This window comes from Myroides sp. (assembly GCF_032073645.1).
Taxonomy (GTDB): domain Bacteria; phylum Bacteroidota; class Bacteroidia; order Flavobacteriales; family Flavobacteriaceae; genus Flavobacterium; species Flavobacterium odoratimimum.
Genome location: NZ_DAMANB010000007.1, coordinates 37,509 through 56,151, shown reverse-complemented (window position 1 = coordinate 56,151; position 18,643 = coordinate 37,509). Strand labels below are relative to the sequence as shown.

Here is an 18,643-nt window from a genome sequence, read left to right as displayed (position 1 = left end):
TAGTTAGTTAGTTAGTTAGTTAGTTAGTTAGTTAGTTAGTTAGTTAGTTAGTTAGAGTCAATAAAAAAGCCGTTTAAGATGTCTTAAACGGCTTTATACTTATATTAAGTAATGTTATTTTAATTCTCTAATTAGATAGATATAAACAGGGAAGTGGTCACTGTAACCTGGTTCTCCATTAGTATTTCTAAGAGGATAACCTTTATATTGTCCTGTTGGTTGAACCATAAATGGTTTTTTATAGATTTTCGCTTTCCAGTATGCCCATGATGAGTAATCATCTCTAACATAAGGCTCGCTAATTACCATTTGGTCAAAAACATCCCATGCATCACGGTAAGCTAATGTCCCTAATCCATCTTTTGACATTTTTTCCATTGGATTAAAAAGACCTTGTGGAGTAAGTTCAGATTTTTTACCAGCTGTTTTCAGTACTTTTTTCATACTGTTATTGTATGGACCGTCATTCATATCTCCCATAGTGATTACTTTCGCATTTGGGTTGATAGTGTATAATGAATCGATGATTTTTTTGTTTAATGCAGCAGCAGCTTCACGTAATGGGCTACTTCTTTTCTCTCCACCCACTCTAGAAGGCCAGTGATTTACGATGAAGTGTACTTCCTCTCCATCTAAAAGACCTGTTACTAACAGCTGATCACGTGTGTAGATACGAGTACCTTTTTCTCCTGTATGTTTGTCTACTTTATTCATATCGTAGATATAAAGAGGATGCGGAGTCGCATTAGTTACAGAGAAGTGTTTTTTCTGATATAACAATCCTACATCAATACCACGCTTGTCAGGAGAGTCAAAGTGCGCTATACCATAATCTCCAGGTGCAAGTTGTGGGTCGCGTACTAAGTCTTCTAGAACTGCTCTATTTTCAACTTCAGCAACGCCTATTACTGCAGGCATTTTAGTGTTTTCGTCCGTACCAATCTGAGACATAACTTTCGCAAGATTGTGGATTTTCTTTTGGTACTTTTTAGATGTCCAAGCTTGTGCTCCTGTAGGAGTCCACTCTTCATCATAAATTTTAGGGTCTCTAATTGTATCAAACAAGTTCTCGCAGTTGTAGAACGCAATTGTTTGAATCTCATACTTTTTCTCTTGTGCTTGTGCTCCCATTGTGATAAGAGCAAACAACAAAATGATTCTTTGAAGTTTGATGTGCATGACTAGGTTAATTTAAGTAAAGAATTGTCTTATTTCTTTGACAAAAATAGCTAATATTATTATAATAACATACCTTTGTATTAGAAATAACCTTACGGTGTTTCTTAACATAGCACTTTAATCATTTTTAATTTATGAAGAAACTTTTATTTAGTTTGTTCTTTGTGTTGCAGGTAGTTATATCTTATGCACAAGGAGTTCAGGAAATTAAAGGGAAAGTTGTGGATGGTACCACTCAGATGCCGATGAATGCGGTATCTGTAAGAGTACAGGCTACTACCACTTCCTCTTTAACAGACAATGAAGGAAGATTCACTTTAGAAAATGTTAAAACGGGTAACCATGATGTTGTAATCTCTTATGTGGGATATGTAACAAAGCGTTTACCTGTAGAGGTAGGTGATGGCATCATCGACCTTGGTACAATTTCTTTAGACGAGGATTTCGCTTCTATTGCAAATTTAGGGCTTATTACACTTACGGAGAATGACCTAAGTGATGATGACTCTAGTAACGACACTTCATCAGGTTTGTTACAAGCTACAAAAGACCCTTTCCAACAAGCAGCAGCTTATAACTGGGGGTCTGCATTCTACAGATTGCGTGGACTTGATAACGAATATGGTAAGACAATGATCAATGGGGTGGTGATGAACAAAGTTCATGATGGTCGCCCACAATGGGGGAACTGGGGAGGTCTAAATGACGCTACTCGTAACCAAGTTTTCTCTTCAGGATCTACTCCTTCAGATTTCTCTTTTGGTGGAATCTTAGGAACACAAAACATCACTACAAGAGCATCTCAAATCAGAAAAGGTGCTAAAGCTGGTTTCTCTGGTTCTAATACGAACTATACTTGGAGACCTTACGCTATTTACTCTTCTGGTTTAGATAAGAATGGATGGGCATTTGCTTTATCTGCATCTTATAGAGGAGCTAAAGAAGGTTATTTTGACGGAACGAATTATGATGCACTATCTTTATTTGCTGCTGTTGAAAAGAAATTTAATGATAATCACAGTTTAAACTTTACAGCTATTTATGCTCAAAATAAAAGAGGGAAAAACTCTCCTATTACAGATGAGCAGGCTGATTTAAAAGATTTTAAATACAATTCATACTGGGGATATCAAAATGGGGATAAAAGAAACTCTCGTTACAAAGATGTTTCTGAACCAATCTTCCAATTGACGCACTACTGGAAAATAAATGAGTTAAATAACTTAACTACTACCGCTTCTTATCAATTTGGACATATTGCTAACAGTCGTTTAGGATACCAAGATAATTTAAATCCAGACCCTACATATTATCAAAGAATGCCAAGTTTCGCTTTAAACAAGACGGATCGAGATGATATTAGAAAATGGACTCCAGATGTAGAGGGGGCAGCAGCAGCTAGAGATTATTTTGTTGGTAATGGCCAATTAGATTGGGAATGGATTTATGGTGTAAACCAAAATTATGCTGATAGTCGAAGTAGAATTATATTATATGAAGATCGTCAAGATGATAAAACGTTCTCGTTTAACACTAACTTAAAATCTGTATTATCAGATCATGTTACTTTAGATGCAGGGTTTAATTATAGAAGAGTACATTCATCTTACTATAAAAAACTAGTTGATTTATTAGGTGGTGATTATTATTTAGATATTGATACTTATCAAAATGAAGCTAAAAGTCATAGTGATTTAAATAATCCTAATCGCAAAGTAGGAGAAGGAGATAAGTTCGGATATAATTATACTGTAGATTCAAATATTATTGATGTATTTACACAGTTTAATTTTGATTATGATAAATTCGATTTCTATTTAGCACAGAAGATAGGATACACTTCTTATGAAAGAGATGGTAAGTATAAAAATGGTGTTTATGCTAACAATTCTTATGGTAAAGGTGGTTTAGTAGATTTTAATAACTTCGGATTTAAAGGAGGTGCTACTTACCATATTACTGGGCGTCATGCTCTTAATATGAATATAGCTTATTATAATCAAGCACCATCTATTAGAAATACTTTTGCTAATGGACGTGTAAATAATTTAGTTACTAAAGATTTAACTAATGAAGATATATTTAGTGTCGATGGTAGCTATATAGTTAGAACACCTAAGTTAAAAGCTCGTGTTTCTGGATATTTATCTGAGATTAAAAATAGTACTCAAGTTAATTTCTATTATGCTGATGGAGCTGGGATTATGGGAGAAGATGGAGAATTATATAATGGTTCTGGATCAACATTCGTGTCTGAAATATTAACAGGTGTGAATAAGCGTAATATAGGATTAGAGCTTGGAGCTGAGTACCAGTTAACTCAAACTTTAAAAGCAACTGCAGCAGCAGCAATAGGACAATCTTTCTATACAAATGATCCTACTCTACGTTTAAATTCAGATAATGTGGCTAAGACTTTTGATTATGGAAAATCATATTTGAAGAATTATAAAGTAGCGAATGGACCTCAAACAGCATTGTCTTTAGGACTTGAGTATAGAGATCCAGCTTATTGGTGGGTAGGAGCGAACGTTAACTATATGGATAATGCATATACTAATGTTTCTGCTCTAAGAAGAACAGATAACTTTGTTACTGAACCATTGTATCCTGGACAATCTTTTGCAGATATTAATCAAGCAGATGTGGATAGAATGCTTAAACAAGAGAAATTAGCTGACTTTACTGTATTTAATATTACAGGAGGAAAATCTTGGAGATTACCTAATAGAAACCTAATTGGCTTCTTTGCTAGTATTAATAATGTATTCAATAGACATTATAAAACTGGTGGGTTTGAGCAAGCAAGAAATGCTAATTATAAGCAAGAAATTATTAATAATGGACAACTAGTTAACGAAGGTCATGGTTATAATACTTTCGGTAATAAGTACTGGTATGCTTATGGACGTAATTTCTTTGTAAACGTTTATTACAACTTCTAATTCTTAGAACAATGAAAACAATTTTTAAATCAATTTTATATATATCATTTGCCAGCCTTCTTGCTGTAGGTTGTGCTAAAAATGATGACTTTACTACACCTGATGTTACAAATTGTAACGAGCCTCAGATAAAAGCAAATAGAACAATTGAAGAAATTTTTAAACTTTCTTCTACAACTAAAAAGAAATATGAATCTACTAGTGAAGATTTTATTTCTGGTGTAGTTGTTTCTAGTGATGAAGGAGGTAACTTCTATAGAGATTTGTATATTGAGACAATCGATGGTGGTGTTGCTGCTCGTATTAAGATTAATAAGGGTGGAACATATGGAATTTATCCAGCAGGAAGAATAATCCATATTAAATTAAATGATTTATATACTCAGATAGATAATGGAGTATTAACAATTGGGCAAGATGATCCAGCAAAAGATTATACTGCTGCAATTACTAATATTTCGAGACATATCTATAGATCTTGTGCAACTATTACAGGTGATGATTTTAATAAAATATATAACCACGTAGTTAGTTTAAAAGAAGCGATTACTGATAATTACTTAGGTAAATTAGTTACTATTCAAGATGTTCAGTTTAAAGAGAAGTTCTGGAATAAAACTTTTTATGATCCAGAAAATATTGTTTCACCAACAAATAAAGCTACTAATGTTGAAATAGAAGCGAAAGAACCAGTTTCTGCAGCTGTGATTTTTAGAGTAGCTGAACAGTCGGGAGGGTTTAAAAACCAGAAGGTTCCTGCTAAGAGCGGTACTATGACTGGGGTAATGACTAAATTCTCTAAAGATTATCAATTTGTGCCTCGTACTATGTTTGACTTAGTAGGATTGGATAAAGACCCTTTCAAAGGGAATACTGGAGGTAGTGAAGAAGGAAGTTATGATGATCCTAATATGAAATTAGAGTTAGGAAAATATCTTGCTTTCCCTGGTGCTAACTTTGATAAATGGGAGGACTTTACATCTGTAGTGAATAGTTATGGATTGAAGCATGTTGCTTTAGCTGAAAAACAGGGATGGAATAATACTAATGGAATGAGCATTAAAGCTACTCCTAGTGGTAATGATTTCTTATTTACTTTAGAAAAAGTTAAGAATGTACCTACGGGAGCAACTAAATTATCTTTCTTAGTAAAAGGAACTGCTGGAGCTTCTTTAGTACCACTTATGTATAAAGCTGATGGAAAATCTTATGTAGCTTATAATGTAGGAAATCTATCTGTGCATAGAGTTGTTAAAGCAAATACTACACCTTTAGGGAATAATACTACTCCAGAATATAAAGGTAATATCGACACTAAAGGACAATGGGTAAAAGTTGTTCTTGACTTGACTTCTGCTCCAGAAGGTTCAGGATATAATACTTCAGGAGTTGGTAATTTCTTTGCTATTAAGGTTGGAAAAGAACAAGCATATGATTTAATCATTGATGAAATTCGTTTTGAGGATGGTACACCTGGAGATGGAGGTACAACTGAGCCAGAAGTTCCTGCTGGTGACTTACCAGAAGCAAAAGCACTTGTAGAAAATTTTGAAAAGAAATTTACTAAGGAAGATAGAGCTAGTAGTTATGATGCTAAGGAATTAGATTTTGAAATCGGAAAATGGTCTTTCTCTGATAGTGGTGTTTATTCGGACGCTAATGATTTAAAATCTTCAGGAGAACAATCAATAAGATTTCGTGGAAACGATAAAGCAGAAGCTTTTTTAGAATCAAAGTTTGTTGTTACAGGTTTGAAAAAAGTAGAGTTCCAATTTGGTGGGGCTACTTTTAAAGAAGATCCTGACGCAGACAAAGAGATTGCAGTAGAGTTCTTTTATTCAATAGATTCTGGTAAAACATGGAAGTTAGCTGGGAAAAAAGTTGGAAAAAGAGGTGAGTTAACTACTGCTTCTTTTGATATTGCAGCAAAAGCAACTGATAAAGTATCTATCAAAATACAAAATGCTTCTTTTGTAAGAAGTACAAAAAATAGACTTAGAGTTAATATTGATGATATTAAATTCATTAAGTAGTTAAATTCTGATTTATAAATAAAAAAAGCTCGGCTATGCCGAGCTTTTTTTTGTTCTTTACTTAGAGTGTATTCTAGAATTATTGTTTTAGAATAGGACTAAAACATCTTATTGATGATCTCTTGGCCATAGACAAGAGACACTTCTTCAACGAATGATTGAAAACTAAAGCTTGCCTCTTCATTTGCATTATCTGAGATTGTACGTATCACAATAAACGGTACTCCAAACTCAAAACAAACCTGAGCTACTGCAGCTCCTTCCATTTCTACACATAATACTTCTGGTAATTGTGACTGAAGATTGTTTTTTTGTTCAGATGTAGAGAAGAATTGATCCCCACTAGCTATTGTGCCATAATGAACAGTAGGTTTAGTAATATTAAATTTAGCTAACTCTGATGGTGTAATTAGTTGGTGTAGATTCTCTAGCCCAAACATATTCTCTATATGCTTACAAGTCTCTTTTGACCAATCAGTATCAGTTTCAAAATACGTTTTACCTAGTAGAGGTATTTCAAATTTTGGTCTTAGAGGAGAAGCATCCATATCATATTGTACCAAATCCTTTGCTACGACTACATCACCTACTTTTACATTAGGGTGAATACCGCCAGCTACACCAATAAAAGCAATACGATCTACTTTAAACTCTAATAAAAGTGTTGCCACAGTTGCAGCAGCTGCTACCTTACCAATGCGAGAGTAGACTACAACTACTTTTTGGTTATGTATATAACCTTCATAGTAAGTTCGATTACCTATTTTTCTTTCAGTTTTATCTTTTAGTTGAGTGATAATTCCATTTACTTCTTGTGGAATTGCCCCTAATATACCTATTGTATTTGTTGAGTGCATAAGTTTCGTGCTATTTTGAGTAATCAAAATTACAAAAATTATATCCAACCTATTCTGAAAGTTATTGAACTAGTGTACTTCCTTGCTAATAGAAAATTTTTAGTAAGAAAACAAATATACTTGTTCTCAAATTATGCTTTGATATAAGTATGTTAACTTTTATAAAGAGTTATTAAAAGAATGTTTTAATGATAAGATAACCATGTTAAGTTGTATTTCTTTTTATATCTTGTCATTTCTGATGTTTAAAAAGATATTTTTTTAGGACAAATCAAGGCCAAAATACAATGTAAAGTAAGGTGTAGATGTGCGCTGTAGTCTATTTTAAATAAGATAATTAAGCGAAATAGGATGTGAAATAGTTGTATAATAAAAAATTATTTAAGAGAGATGTAAAAATAGTATCTTTACAGCGAGTAAATAAATGCAATAATTCCCGAAAGGGATTCAATATATAAAAATTATTAGATGGCTTGTACAAATTGTTCAACAGAAAAAGATAGTAGTGGGCTCCCGAAGGGATGCCAGAATAAGGGGACGTGCGGAACAGACGGCTGTAATAAATTAGCAGTTTTTGATTGGTTGTCAAATATGGTTTATCCTAATGGCACCGAAATATATGATATAGTAGAGGTTCGTTTTAAGAATGGTAGAAAAGATTTTTATCGATACCCAAAAGAGATTGCAATCTCTATGGGAGATATCGTAGCTACAGAATCTTCTCCTGGACATGATATTGGTATTGTTTCATTAGTAGGGGAGTTAGTGAAAGTGCAGATGAAAAAGAAAAAAGCTGATCCTAATGGAGAGGTTTTAAAAATCTACCGAAAAGCAACTCAAAAAGATATTGATATTTGGCAAGAGGCACGTAATAGAGAAGAGACCGTTAAAGTTAGAGCTCGTGAGATTGCTATAGCTTTAAAATTAGAGATGAAAATCTCTGATGTAGAGTTTCAAGGTGATGCTTCTAAGGCTACTTTTTATTATACAGCGAGTGAACGTGTAGATTTCCGACAGTTAATTAAAGACTTTGCCAGAGAGTTTAGCATTCGTATAGAGATGAAGCAGGTTGGGTTTAGACAAGAAGCTGCTCGACTAGGTGGAGTGGGGTCTTGTGGACGTGAATTATGTTGTTCTACTTGGTTAACTGACTTTAGAAGTGTAAATACCTCTGCAGCACGTTATCAACAGTTATCACTTAATCCGCAAAAGTTAGCAGGACAGTGTGGTAAATTGAAATGTTGTTTAAACTTTGAGCTAGATACGTATCTAGAAGCCTTAAAAGATATGCCTGATTCTGATACAAAACTAATGACTGTAAAAGGATTAGCAATATGTCAGAAGATAGATATATTCAAAGGACAAATGTGGTTTGCTTATATTAATAATTCTGCAAATTGGTATGTACTGTCTACTGAGATGGTGAAAGAGATTCTTGCTTTGAATAGAAAAGATCAGAAAGGACAAGAGCTAGAGAGTTATATGCTGGAAGTAGAGTGCGAGGAGATAGACTTTAACAATGCATCTGAACAAGATAGCGTTACTCGTTTTGATCAGCCTAAACGTAAGAAAAAGCCATCTAGAAATAATAAGAAGAAGGATGGGCAGGCTAGAGAGGGACAAGAAACTCAGGCTCCTAATACATCTCGCGAGAAAACATCTAATGGGGAGGCACGTAATAATAAGCAACCTAAACAAGGTGAAAGAGAGCCTAGAGATAAGCAACAATCTCGTAATAGAAACAAGAATAGAGCAGAGGGAAATAAAGAGAGAGAAGGTGTAAATCTTGAGAAACAGAATACGGGAGAACAAAAAAATACTCGTAAAGAGGTAAAAGGAGGGCCTAGAGAACAGAAAGGTCCTAGAGAACCTAGAAATGAAAATAAGGGGCCGCGAGAAGGCAAACCTCATTTTAAGGAAAAGAAGAAACCTGTAGAGGGATCTAATGAAGGAGGTACTGATGGTGAAGGGACTGCTAAGGCAAAACAACATCATAAAGGCAACCGCCCAAATAGAAATAAACGATTTAAAAAAGATAATAATAGTGACAATTCTAATGCAGAGAATTAGTAGTTATTTATTGGTGTTAAGTGCTGTGATGCTCTTTGTTGTATCTTGTCAGAGAGATACGAATATGGTCTTTGACCAATATCAGAAGACTTCAGGTGCTTGGGATAGAACAGATGTAAAAACATTTGTGTATGACGTGCATGATACAGTACAGCGTCATAATCTTTATTTGAATATAAGAGTGAATAAGAACTATCCTTATAGTAATTTATTTGTTATTTTTAAAATGCATCAACCTAATTTAGATGTCGTGATAGACACCCTACAGTTCCAAATGGCTAATCCAGATGGGACGTTATTAGGAAATGGTTTTTCTGATGTAAAGGAGAGCAAACTAGAATTGAAAGAAGACCTTGCTTTTCCTGTTAAGGGAAGCTATAAGTTTACTATAGAACAAGTTGTTCGTGAATTAGGAGAAGTAGAAGGAGTTAATTCTTTAGAAGGGGTTTCAGAAGTAGGCTTTCGTATAGAAAAACAATAATAGAATAATAGATTTATAAGTATTATAGACTTTATGAGTTCAAGTAAAAACAAAAGAGGGGATAAGAAGCAACCAAAGAGTTTGCGAGGTTATTTAAAAGCGTTTTGGATTCTATTCTTAGGAATGGTTGCCGCAGTTATTTTCTTTTTCTTATGCGCATCATGGGGAGTTTTTGGGCCGATGCCAACCTTCGATGAGTTAGAGAACCCTGCTAGCAATGTAGCGACTGAGATTATCTCTTCAGACGGTAAAACGATAGGTAAATTTTATTTAGAAAATCGTGTACCTGTTAAGTATGAAGATTTACCAGAGTATTTAGTTAATGCATTAATAGCTACAGAAGATGAGCGCTTTAAAGAGCATTCAGGTATAGATGCTCGTGGTACACTTAGAGCAATTACTTCTGTGGGAAGTAGTGGTGGAGCTAGTACCATCACACAGCAGTTAGCTAAATTATTGTTTCACGGAGAAGGGTCAAGAAGTTTGCCTAAGCGTATTACTCAAAAGGCAAAAGAATGGGTTATCGCTGTGAAACTAGAAAGACAGTATACAAAAGAAGAGATTCTTACGATGTATTTAAATAAAGCTGATTTTGTTAATAATGCAGTAGGTATTCGCTCTGCTACTCGTATCTATATGGGTAAAGAGCCTAAAGATCTTACTATAGATGAGGCTGCTATGTTCGTAGGAATGTTACAAAATCCTGCTTATTTTAATCCTGTTCGTAGACCTGAGTTAGTACATAAAAGACGTAATGTAGTGTTGCACCAGATGGCTCGTAATGGCTTTATTTCTAAAGAAGAAAGTGTAAAACTACAAGAGTTACCATTGGCATTAAACTTCACTCCAGAAAGTCATAGAGAAGGTATCGCTACTTATTTCCGTGAGTATTTACGTGATTATATGCGCCGTTGGGTAAAAGAGAATCCTAAAAAAGACGGTACTACTTATGATATTTATCGCGATGGATTAAAGATATATGTATCTATAGACTCACGTATGCAGAAGTATGGTGAAGAAGCTGTAGAAGCACATATTGCTAACTTACAAGAAGAGTTCTTTATAGATCAGAAGAATAATAAGATGGCTCCATTTTATAAAATTAACCAACAAGAGGTTGATAATATTATGATGAGAGCAATGAAGACTTCAGAGCGTTGGAGACAAATGAAGGAGCAAGGTAAATCTGAGAGTGATATCATCAAATCATTTGATGTGAAAACAGAGATGAGAATCTTCTCTTGGAAAGGAGAGAGAGATACTGTGATGACTCCTAAAGACTCTATCCGTTATTATAAGCATTTCTTACAAGCGGGTATGATGGCAATGGAGCCTCAGACAGGACATATTAAAGCATGGGTAGGAGGTATAAATTACAAACACTTCCAGTATGACCACGTAGGACAAGGAGCGAGACAAGTAGGTTCTACATTTAAACCATTTGTATATGCTACTGCTATAGAGCAATTACATTATTCTCCATGTGACTCTATTATAGATTCACCATTCACTATGCCTAAAGGTAGATATGGTATTTCTAGAGATTGGAGTCCTCAGAACTCGAACCGTTCTTATAGAGGTATTATGACCTTAAAACAAGCTTTAGCTGGATCTGTAAATACTATAACAGCTAAGTTGATGGATAAAGTAGGGCCTAAGGCTGTTGTGAATATGTGTAGAGATTTAGGTATCTCAGGAGATATTCCACAAAGTCCAGCGATTGCATTAGGAGCTGTTGATATTACTGTTAGTGATATGGTGGCAGCTTATAGTACATTTGCGAATCAAGGTATCTATGTGAAGCCTATTTTTATTACACGCATAGCTGATAAGAATGGAGTTATTTTATTCAATGCTATACCTGAGACAAAGGATGTAGTGAGTAAGGATGTAGCTTATGCTATCATTAAGTTGTTAGAAGGGGTTACTGAGTCAGGATCAGGGGTAAGATTACGTACTACTTGGCAAGGTGCAGGTTATAAACGTGTAACAGGTCACCCTTATAAGTTTACTAACCCTATTGCAGGTAAAACAGGAACGAGTCAGAACAATAGTGATGGTTGGTTTATCGGTATGGTACCAAATTTAGCAACAGGAGTATGGGTTGGTAACGATGATAGAGCAGCTCACTTTAGAACGATGACTTATGGACAAGGAGCAACATTAGCATTACCTATTTGGGGTATATTCATGAATAAGTGTTATGCTGATAAGAGTTTAGAGGTAGCTAAGTCAGGCTTCCCTGTACCAGAACACCTATCTATACGAGTAGATTGTACGAAAATTGTTCAACCAGAAACGGATGATGTTTCTGAAGGAGCTTTAGATACAGAAGAATTTGATTTTTAATAATAGAAACGCCTTTTTTTAAAGGCGTTTTTTTTTGTATTTTAGGAACATATTACTAAACCAAATATTATGATCAATAAAAAGGTAGCTAATGTTCAAGAAGCTTTAGCAGATATACAGAATGACATGACTATCATGTTAGGAGGATTTGGCCTTTGTGGTATTCCTGAGAATAGCATAGCCGAATTGGTAAAGAAGAACGTAAGTGGTCTAACGTGCATTTCTAATAATGCAGGTGTAGATAATTTCGGCTTAGGATTATTATTACAGAAGCGTCAGATAAAGAAGATGATCTCTTCTTATGTAGGAGAGAATGCAGAGTTTGAACGCCAAATGTTATCTGGAGAGTTAGAAGTAGAGCTTACTCCACAGGGTACTTTAGCAGAGAAGTGCAGAGCTGCTCAGATGGGGATCCCTGGTTTTTATACTCCAGCAGGGTATGGTACTGAGGTAGCAGAGGGTAAAGAGGTAAGAGAGTTTAAAAGTAAACCACATATATTAGAATTAGCCTTTGACGCTGATTTTGCCATCGTAAAAGCATGGAAAGGTGATGAGGCAGGTAATTTAGTTTTTAAAGGAACAGCGCGTAATTTTAATGCTTGTATGGCTGGAGCTGCTAAGATAACTGTAGCAGAAGTGGAAGAATTAGTTCCTGCAGGACAATTAGATCCGAATGAAATACATGTACCTGGGATATTCGTTAAGCGTATTTTTCAAGGAGAACAGTATGAGAAGAGAATTGAGCAACGCACAGTTCGTTCAAAGAATTAATCACCTTTTAAACTTAAGTTATGTTAGATAAAGTAGGAATTGCAAAACGTATAGCAAAAGAAGTTAAAGATGGCTTCTATGTAAATTTAGGAATAGGTATACCAACATTAGTGGCAAACTATGTGCCTGAAGGTATGAATGTTGAGTTTCAGAGTGAGAACGGTATATTAGGTATGGGGCCTTTTCCATATGAAGGTGAGGAGGACCCGGATTTAATTAATGCAGGTAAACAAACGATTACGAGTTTACCAGGGGCGTCTTTTTTTGATTCGGCAACTAGCTTTGGGATGATACGTGGACAACATGTAGATTTAACTATTCTAGGAGCTATGGAAGTATCAGAGCAAGGAGACATTGCGAACTGGAAGATTCCTGGGAAGATGGTAAAAGGTATGGGAGGAGCTATGGATTTAGTAGCTTCTGCAGAGAATATCATTGTGGCGATGATGCATGTGAATAAGGCTGGAGAGTCTAAGATATTAAAAGAATGTACATTACCCTTAACAGGTGTGAAGTGTGTTAAAAAGATAGTTACAGAGTTAGCTGTTATGGAAGTAACAGATCAAGGTATTAAGCTATTAGAAAGAGCACCAGGAGTATCTGTAGAAGACATTATAAAGGCTACTGAGGTTACTTTAATCATTGAGGGAGATATTCCTGAAATGACAATATAAAAATTAAATAGAAGAGCTCTAAGAGCTCTTTTTTTATTTCAGCTTCTTTATTTCTGAATGTATATATGTTGATTAAGTCTGTAATTGTTTATTTTTATATAAAAAATGTACATGAATAAGTTTGTCCAATTCCCTTTGTATCTAAAGATAACCTGTGTTTTACTTAGCTTGGTTGTATTTAGTTATATCGCTATTTTACTTGAGAACATATTTGTACCTATGTTTTTAGGTGTATTGGTAGCTTCTTTATTAGTTCCTTTTAGTGAGTTTTTAGAGAAGAAATTTAGATTTTCTCGTGGTATTGCTTCTATAGTAGTTGTAGTCTTAGCTTTGCTTATTTTGAGTAGTGTTCTATTGCTGATAGGAATGCAATTAACACACTTACAAGATGATTGGCCAGCATTCCAACAGCAGTTGTTAGAAGGAGTCTCTAATATCCAAGAATGGGTGTATAGTAAGTTTGGTATTGCGAAGGAGAATCAAATGAATTACTTAGAATCAGCTGTATCTAATTCACTAAAGACAGGTACAGATATATTAGGAGCTGCTATGAGTTCTTTGTCTACTTTATTAATGTTTCTTGTATTCACGTTCTTATATTCAGTATTCCTATTGATCTATAGGGGACATTTGGTACGCTTTGTATTAATGTTATTTCACAGTGATCACAAGGATAAAGTGTTAGATACGATACATGCGATTCAGAATATGGTGAAGAAGTATTTAGTAGGGTTGATGTTACAGATGATGATCGTTACTACATTAGCATTTATAGCGTTTTTAATACTAGATATTAAGTATTCGTTTATGCTAGCATTGATTACGGGAGTATTGAATGTATTACCTTATATCGGTATTCTAATCGCTTTAGTTATTACTATTTTAGTGACATTTGCGTCAGCTTCTGGAGCCAAGGTGTTATTTGTGTTAATAGCCTTTGTTGTTATCCATGCTATTGATGGTAATATTGTGATGCCTAAAATAGTTGGTTCTAAAGTTAAAGTCAATTCTTTGGCCGTGATAGTAGGCCTTATTTTAGGAGAGATGGCATGGGGAATATCAGGTATGTTATTAGCCATACCTACTTTAGCAATAATGAAGATTATATGTGATCGCGTAGATAGTTTAAGACCTTGGGGGTATTTATTAGGAGAAGAGACTTATCCCGAAAAGATAAACATAGAAGAAGAAAATAAAGAGTAAGTATAAAAGTAAAGAGGTTAGCCATTGGCTAACCTCTTTACTTTTAAAGCGATTTACTTCTTAGATTTATACACAAAGAAAGGAACTTTTAAGCGTTTAGCTAAGTGCTGTGTAACGCTCTTAGATAAGATATTCTCTATAAAAGTTTTGTTTCTTTTAATCGTTGCTACTAGATCTACAGGTTCATGTTCTATAAAGTCAAGTAGTGTCTTCTCTATATTTTCTGCATTGAATATATGGAAGCTGACAGGAGCATCTTTATACTTCTCTTTCCATTTATTATATATCTCTTCGCATGAGACACACCCTTTTGATTTAACATGAACTATTTTTAAATGTGCTTTATTGGCTTCAACACCTTTAATAAGGTCATCAAGCGTAGCTTCCTCTTCTTGTTCAAAGCGAGAAGTAAAGATGATATTATTTAGATCTCTAAAATGAGCTTCTTTAGGAATACTTAATACAGGTATATCTACCTTTGTAATTGTATTGATAGTATTAGATCCTAATAGTTTTTTGTGAAAACTAGCATTCGCTCCATCAGTACCCATTACTAGAAAGTCAATGTGATTTTCTTCAATAGCATTCAGTATTTCAGGGATTAGTAATCCCTCTTTTACTTTAAAGAATACAGGTACATGTTCTAAGTTTAGCTCACGTCTTGTTTCGATAAGTGCAGGGCTATTCGCATGTAATTGTTCCAGTTTCTCAAAATCGTTTTTCTTAATAACATTTTCCACTAGATGTGGACTGATACCACCCGATATAATAGGAGGATCATAGACATGTAATACATAGAGCTCAGCCTCTCTATAGTTAGCTAACTGCAGTGCATATTTAAAAGCATTGTTTGCAGTCTCTGAATAATCAGTTGGAAATAATATCTTTTTCATAATAGAAGACTTTCTTGTAGCATACAAGATACTAAAAAAAATGATGGTAAATTATTTTTATAACAATAGAATTAATGATACATTTCTATTGATTAACTAGAAAAATCTAGAACATATATTTGAATAATTGCTTTTTTTTTATCTAAAATTTATACGATAAATCAGTAGCCATAGCGATTTTATTTCCACTGATTTTCTTGTAAAAAGCGCTATTATTCTCTCCTATAGGAGGTAAAGTTAGACTGTGTTTAGTCGCCTCTTGTGTGTAATAATCTAACCTGTTTTTATATTTAGGTGATACGATATTGTAGATATGGTTACCTGTGAATCCCTTTTCTATAATGGCAGTAGATAGCGTGATAATATCATTAAGATGAATCATATTAATAGGCAACTCAGGGTTCTCTAATATATTTCTTCGAACGATGTAGTCTACTGGTTTTCTTTCTTCACTGAATAATCCACCTAAGCGTAAGATACAAGTGTTGATTCCATCTTCATTTAATAGTACATCTTCAGCTTCTCTAATCTGTACTGCTGTAGGTTCATTTGAGAATAGTTGATTGTCTTCTGTGATCTCTTCGTTTTGTGGAGCATATACAGATACAGAACTCATCATGATAACATTCTTGATATTGTGTTTACGAATATAAGGAAGTAACTTTTTAAAATTCTCAGCATACGTTGGTTGAGGCTCATCTCTAATAGGAGGGATAGTAATGATAAGAAGTTCAGCATTGCCAATGAATGAATCTAAAAACTGAACATTATCTTCATATAGATTAATGTGATAAGGCTTGATCTGATGTTCCTCTAAGATATTCATTTTGGCTAGAGTAGTGGTCGAGCCCTTGACGTGATATCCTTTTTCTATTAAATTTTCGGCCAATGGTGTACCTAACCATCCACTACCGAGTATGCTTATATGTTTCATATTAAGTGGTGTAATTTTTAAAATAGTTATAAAAATAGGAATTTACTTTGTAAGGATAAATTTATCTACGGATATTTGGTCAAGAAAAACAAAACAACATGAAAAAAATACTATTTCCCCTATTAACTTTCGGGTTGTGTTTGACAATGTCTAGCACTGTTTCTGCTCAAGAAGTACAAAAACAAATCGTAGTAGAAAATCGAGTTAACGATAGTAAACAAGTAGATAAACCTTATGTTATCTTGATCTCTATTGATGGTTTCCGTTACGATTATATCGAGAAGTTTGGAACGAAGTTTTTAGAGAAGTTTGGAAAAGAAGGTGTGAGAGCAGAGTCTATGCAACCATCTTATCCATCAGTTACTTTCCCTAACCATTATACGATAGCGACAGGACTATATCCTTCACACCATGGTTTAGTTGGTAATAATATGTATGATCCAAAGATAGAGGAGAGATATTCTCTTAGAAATGCTAAAGCTGTACACGACCCTGCTTGGTATGGAGGTACACCATTATGGGTATTAGCAGAGCAACAAGGAATGTTGAGTGCATGTTACTATTGGCCTGGATCTGAAGCACCTATTAAAGGGACTTTACCATCATATTACTATGCTTACTCTGAGAAGTTTGATATGGATGGACGTATTAATGAAGTAGTGAATTGGTTGACATTACCAGAAGAGAAAAGACCTCACTTCATTACCTTCTATTTACCAGAAGTAGATCATGCAGGTCATGGATTCGGACCAGATGCAGAAGAGACAAAAGAAGCAGTTCACTATGCTGACCAATCTATAGAGAAACTTGTAGCAGCAGTAGATAAGTTAAACTTACCTGTGAACTATGTGATTGTCTCTGATCACGGAATGCTAGCACTTGACCAAGAAACGCTATTGAGCTTTCCTTTAAAGTTAAAAGGAGATGAGATGAAACTAGCGAGTAATGGTACTTATATAAGTGCTTTTATCAATGATAAGACTCAGATAGACAAGTACTATAAGAAGATTAAAAAAGCGAGTAACCCTAAACACATGAAAGTGTATAAAACAGAAGATTTACCTAAAGAGTTTCATTTTAGCAAAGAGCATGATCGCTTTGGTAGAATAGGGGATATCGTGGTGACAGCGGAAGCTCCATACTATTTTACTAACAGAAAATTAGCAGGAAGTCATGGTTTTGATCCAAACTCTGTTAAGGAGATGCACGCTATATTCTTAGCTAAAGGACCACAGTTCCAATCAGGGAAGACGATAGGCACATTTGAGAACATTGATGTATATCCTGTTATCGCTAAGATATTAGGTTTAGAGATTACAGAAGAAATAGATGGTACAGATAAAGTAGCTAAAGAAATATTAGTGAAATAATCAGAATAATTTATTTATTGAAATAAGAAAAGGCTTGTAGAGTACTCTACAAGCCTTTTTATTTGCGTTTTAAGACACTTTAATTAGAATTGGTACCCAAACCCTAAGTTTAAGTATATATTGTGCATAGAGAATGATATAGCGTCAAAATCGCTATTTAATACTCCATTAAATCCATAAGATAATTCTCCTAGTAAAAAGAAGTGTTTATTCATCTTCCACTCAGCACCTACTTGAGTACCCCATTGGAATTTACGTACTTCATCAGAGAAGTCATAATCAGCTTTACTTCCATCTAAGAATGATATTTTTTCTCCAATAGGTGTGTTTTTTCTAAATTCTCCATCTGATACATATCCATCAAACCTTTTATCAATCAATGCTGAAAGATATAGGCCTCCATAGATATTCCAATTGTCATTAATTTTATATACTGCGGTTACAGGTACAGTTAGGTAAGTGTTTTTTACATTAGTTTCTACCTGGCCTGTGTAGTAACCTCTGATTTCTGCACCTTCATAGTTAATCTGAGTTAAGTAATCAGTTACATTTGCTTCTGTTTTCATTCCTTTGTTCTCAAAACGAAGTCCTAAACGAAGACCCCATTGCTTGTCTTGAGTAAGCCACTTTGTGGCATTGGCTTCTAATCCCAATTGTAACCCAGGATTATAACTATCTATTCTTCTAATTTCTCTAGGTAAACCTAAAGGGGCAGAACCACCAATACTAAAGTGAGCTCTTACTTGATAATCTATATTCTGGGTAAAAAACTCTTTAAACTGATTTGTGTTTTCATTCTTTGCTTGAATTTCTTGAGCATTTACTAAGGCAATTGCACTAAGAGACATCACAATTGTATATATTGTTTTTTTCATTTTTCGTAG

Annotated in this window: 14 protein-coding genes; 9 read left to right on the top strand and 5 right to left on the bottom strand. The window is 34.4% G+C overall.

The features are described 5' to 3' along the window. Nucleotides 1-114: 114 nt before the first annotated feature. Nucleotides 115-1,179, bottom strand: coding sequence for an endonuclease (locus RT228_RS07220; RefSeq protein WP_006257831.1), 1,065 nt, complete (start codon nucleotides 1,177-1,179; stop codon nucleotides 115-117). Between the two features lie 134 nt (nucleotides 1,180-1,313). Here RT228_RS07220 and RT228_RS07215 point away from each other — a divergent pair, with 134 nt between their 5' ends. Both RT228_RS07215 and RT228_RS07210 read left to right on the top strand, forming a co-directional pair. Next, nucleotides 1,314-4,124 carry a TonB-dependent receptor gene (locus RT228_RS07215; protein WP_006262512.1) on the top strand — a complete coding sequence of 937 codons (2,811 nt, stop codon included), beginning with the start codon at nucleotides 1,314-1,316 and terminating at the stop codon, nucleotides 4,122-4,124. Between the two features lie 11 nt (nucleotides 4,125-4,135). Further along, nucleotides 4,136-6,157 carry a DUF5689 domain-containing protein gene (locus RT228_RS07210; protein ID WP_006262513.1) on the top strand — a complete coding sequence of 674 codons (2,022 nt, stop codon included), beginning with the start codon at nucleotides 4,136-4,138 and terminating at the stop codon, nucleotides 6,155-6,157. 98 nt (nucleotides 6,158-6,255) lie between these two features. Here the strand turns inward: RT228_RS07210 and RT228_RS07205 are convergent, their stop codons facing one another. Beyond that, nucleotides 6,256-7,014 (bottom strand): 5'-methylthioadenosine/adenosylhomocysteine nucleosidase, encoded by a 759-nt coding sequence (locus RT228_RS07205; protein WP_313138563.1) that lies wholly within the window; start codon nucleotides 7,012-7,014, stop codon nucleotides 6,256-6,258. Nucleotides 7,015-7,482: 468 nt separating this feature from the next. Here RT228_RS07205 and ricT point away from each other — a divergent pair, with 468 nt between their 5' ends. From ricT to RT228_RS07175, 6 genes are all read left to right on the top strand, one after another. After that, entirely contained in the window at nucleotides 7,483-9,084 is a 1,602-nt protein-coding gene (gene ricT / locus RT228_RS07200; RefSeq protein WP_006257827.1) for a stage 0 sporulation family protein, read from the top strand. Then, complete coding sequence (locus RT228_RS07195) at nucleotides 9,071-9,565, top strand: gliding motility lipoprotein GldH (RefSeq protein ID WP_006257826.1); 495 nt, start codon at nucleotides 9,071-9,073, stop codon at nucleotides 9,563-9,565. The genes ricT and RT228_RS07195 overlap by 14 nt, the downstream gene beginning before the upstream one ends. Before the next feature lie 33 nt (nucleotides 9,566-9,598). After that, nucleotides 9,599-11,914, top strand: a complete 2,316-nt coding sequence (locus RT228_RS07190; protein ID WP_006257825.1) for a transglycosylase domain-containing protein — start codon at nucleotides 9,599-9,601, stop codon at nucleotides 11,912-11,914. A 69-nt stretch (nucleotides 11,915-11,983) separates the two neighbouring features. Then, nucleotides 11,984-12,685 carry a CoA transferase subunit A gene (locus tag RT228_RS07185; protein WP_313138562.1) on the top strand — a complete coding sequence of 234 codons (702 nt, stop codon included), beginning with the start codon at nucleotides 11,984-11,986 and terminating at the stop codon, nucleotides 12,683-12,685. A gap of 20 nt (nucleotides 12,686-12,705) precedes the next feature. Continuing rightward, nucleotides 12,706-13,359 (top strand): CoA transferase subunit B, encoded by a 654-nt coding sequence (locus RT228_RS07180; protein ID WP_006257823.1) that lies wholly within the window; start codon nucleotides 12,706-12,708, stop codon nucleotides 13,357-13,359. A 111-nt stretch (nucleotides 13,360-13,470) separates the two neighbouring features. Further along, nucleotides 13,471-14,562 (top strand): AI-2E family transporter, encoded by a 1,092-nt coding sequence (locus tag RT228_RS07175; protein ID WP_313138561.1) that lies wholly within the window; start codon nucleotides 13,471-13,473, stop codon nucleotides 14,560-14,562. 53 nt (nucleotides 14,563-14,615) lie between these two features. Here RT228_RS07175 and RT228_RS07170 read toward each other — a convergent pair whose 3' ends face one another. Then, nucleotides 14,616-15,455 carry a universal stress protein gene (locus RT228_RS07170; RefSeq protein ID WP_006257821.1) on the bottom strand — a complete coding sequence of 280 codons (840 nt, stop codon included), beginning with the start codon at nucleotides 15,453-15,455 and terminating at the stop codon, nucleotides 14,616-14,618. Between the two features lie 142 nt (nucleotides 15,456-15,597). Beyond that, entirely contained in the window at nucleotides 15,598-16,389 is a 792-nt protein-coding gene (locus RT228_RS07165; RefSeq protein ID WP_006257820.1) for an NAD-dependent epimerase/dehydratase family protein, read from the bottom strand. A 98-nt stretch (nucleotides 16,390-16,487) separates the two neighbouring features. Here RT228_RS07165 and RT228_RS07160 point away from each other — a divergent pair, with 98 nt between their 5' ends. Further along, the gene (locus tag RT228_RS07160; protein ID WP_313138560.1) at nucleotides 16,488-17,759 is read left to right on the top strand and encodes an ectonucleotide pyrophosphatase/phosphodiesterase; all 1,272 of its coding nucleotides are present in this window, start codon (nucleotides 16,488-16,490) and stop codon (nucleotides 17,757-17,759) included. An 83-nt stretch (nucleotides 17,760-17,842) separates the two neighbouring features. Here RT228_RS07160 and RT228_RS07155 read toward each other — a convergent pair whose 3' ends face one another. After that, nucleotides 17,843-18,634, bottom strand: coding sequence for a porin family protein (locus RT228_RS07155; protein ID WP_313138559.1), 792 nt, complete (start codon nucleotides 18,632-18,634; stop codon nucleotides 17,843-17,845). Nucleotides 18,635-18,643 lie beyond the last annotated feature (9 nt).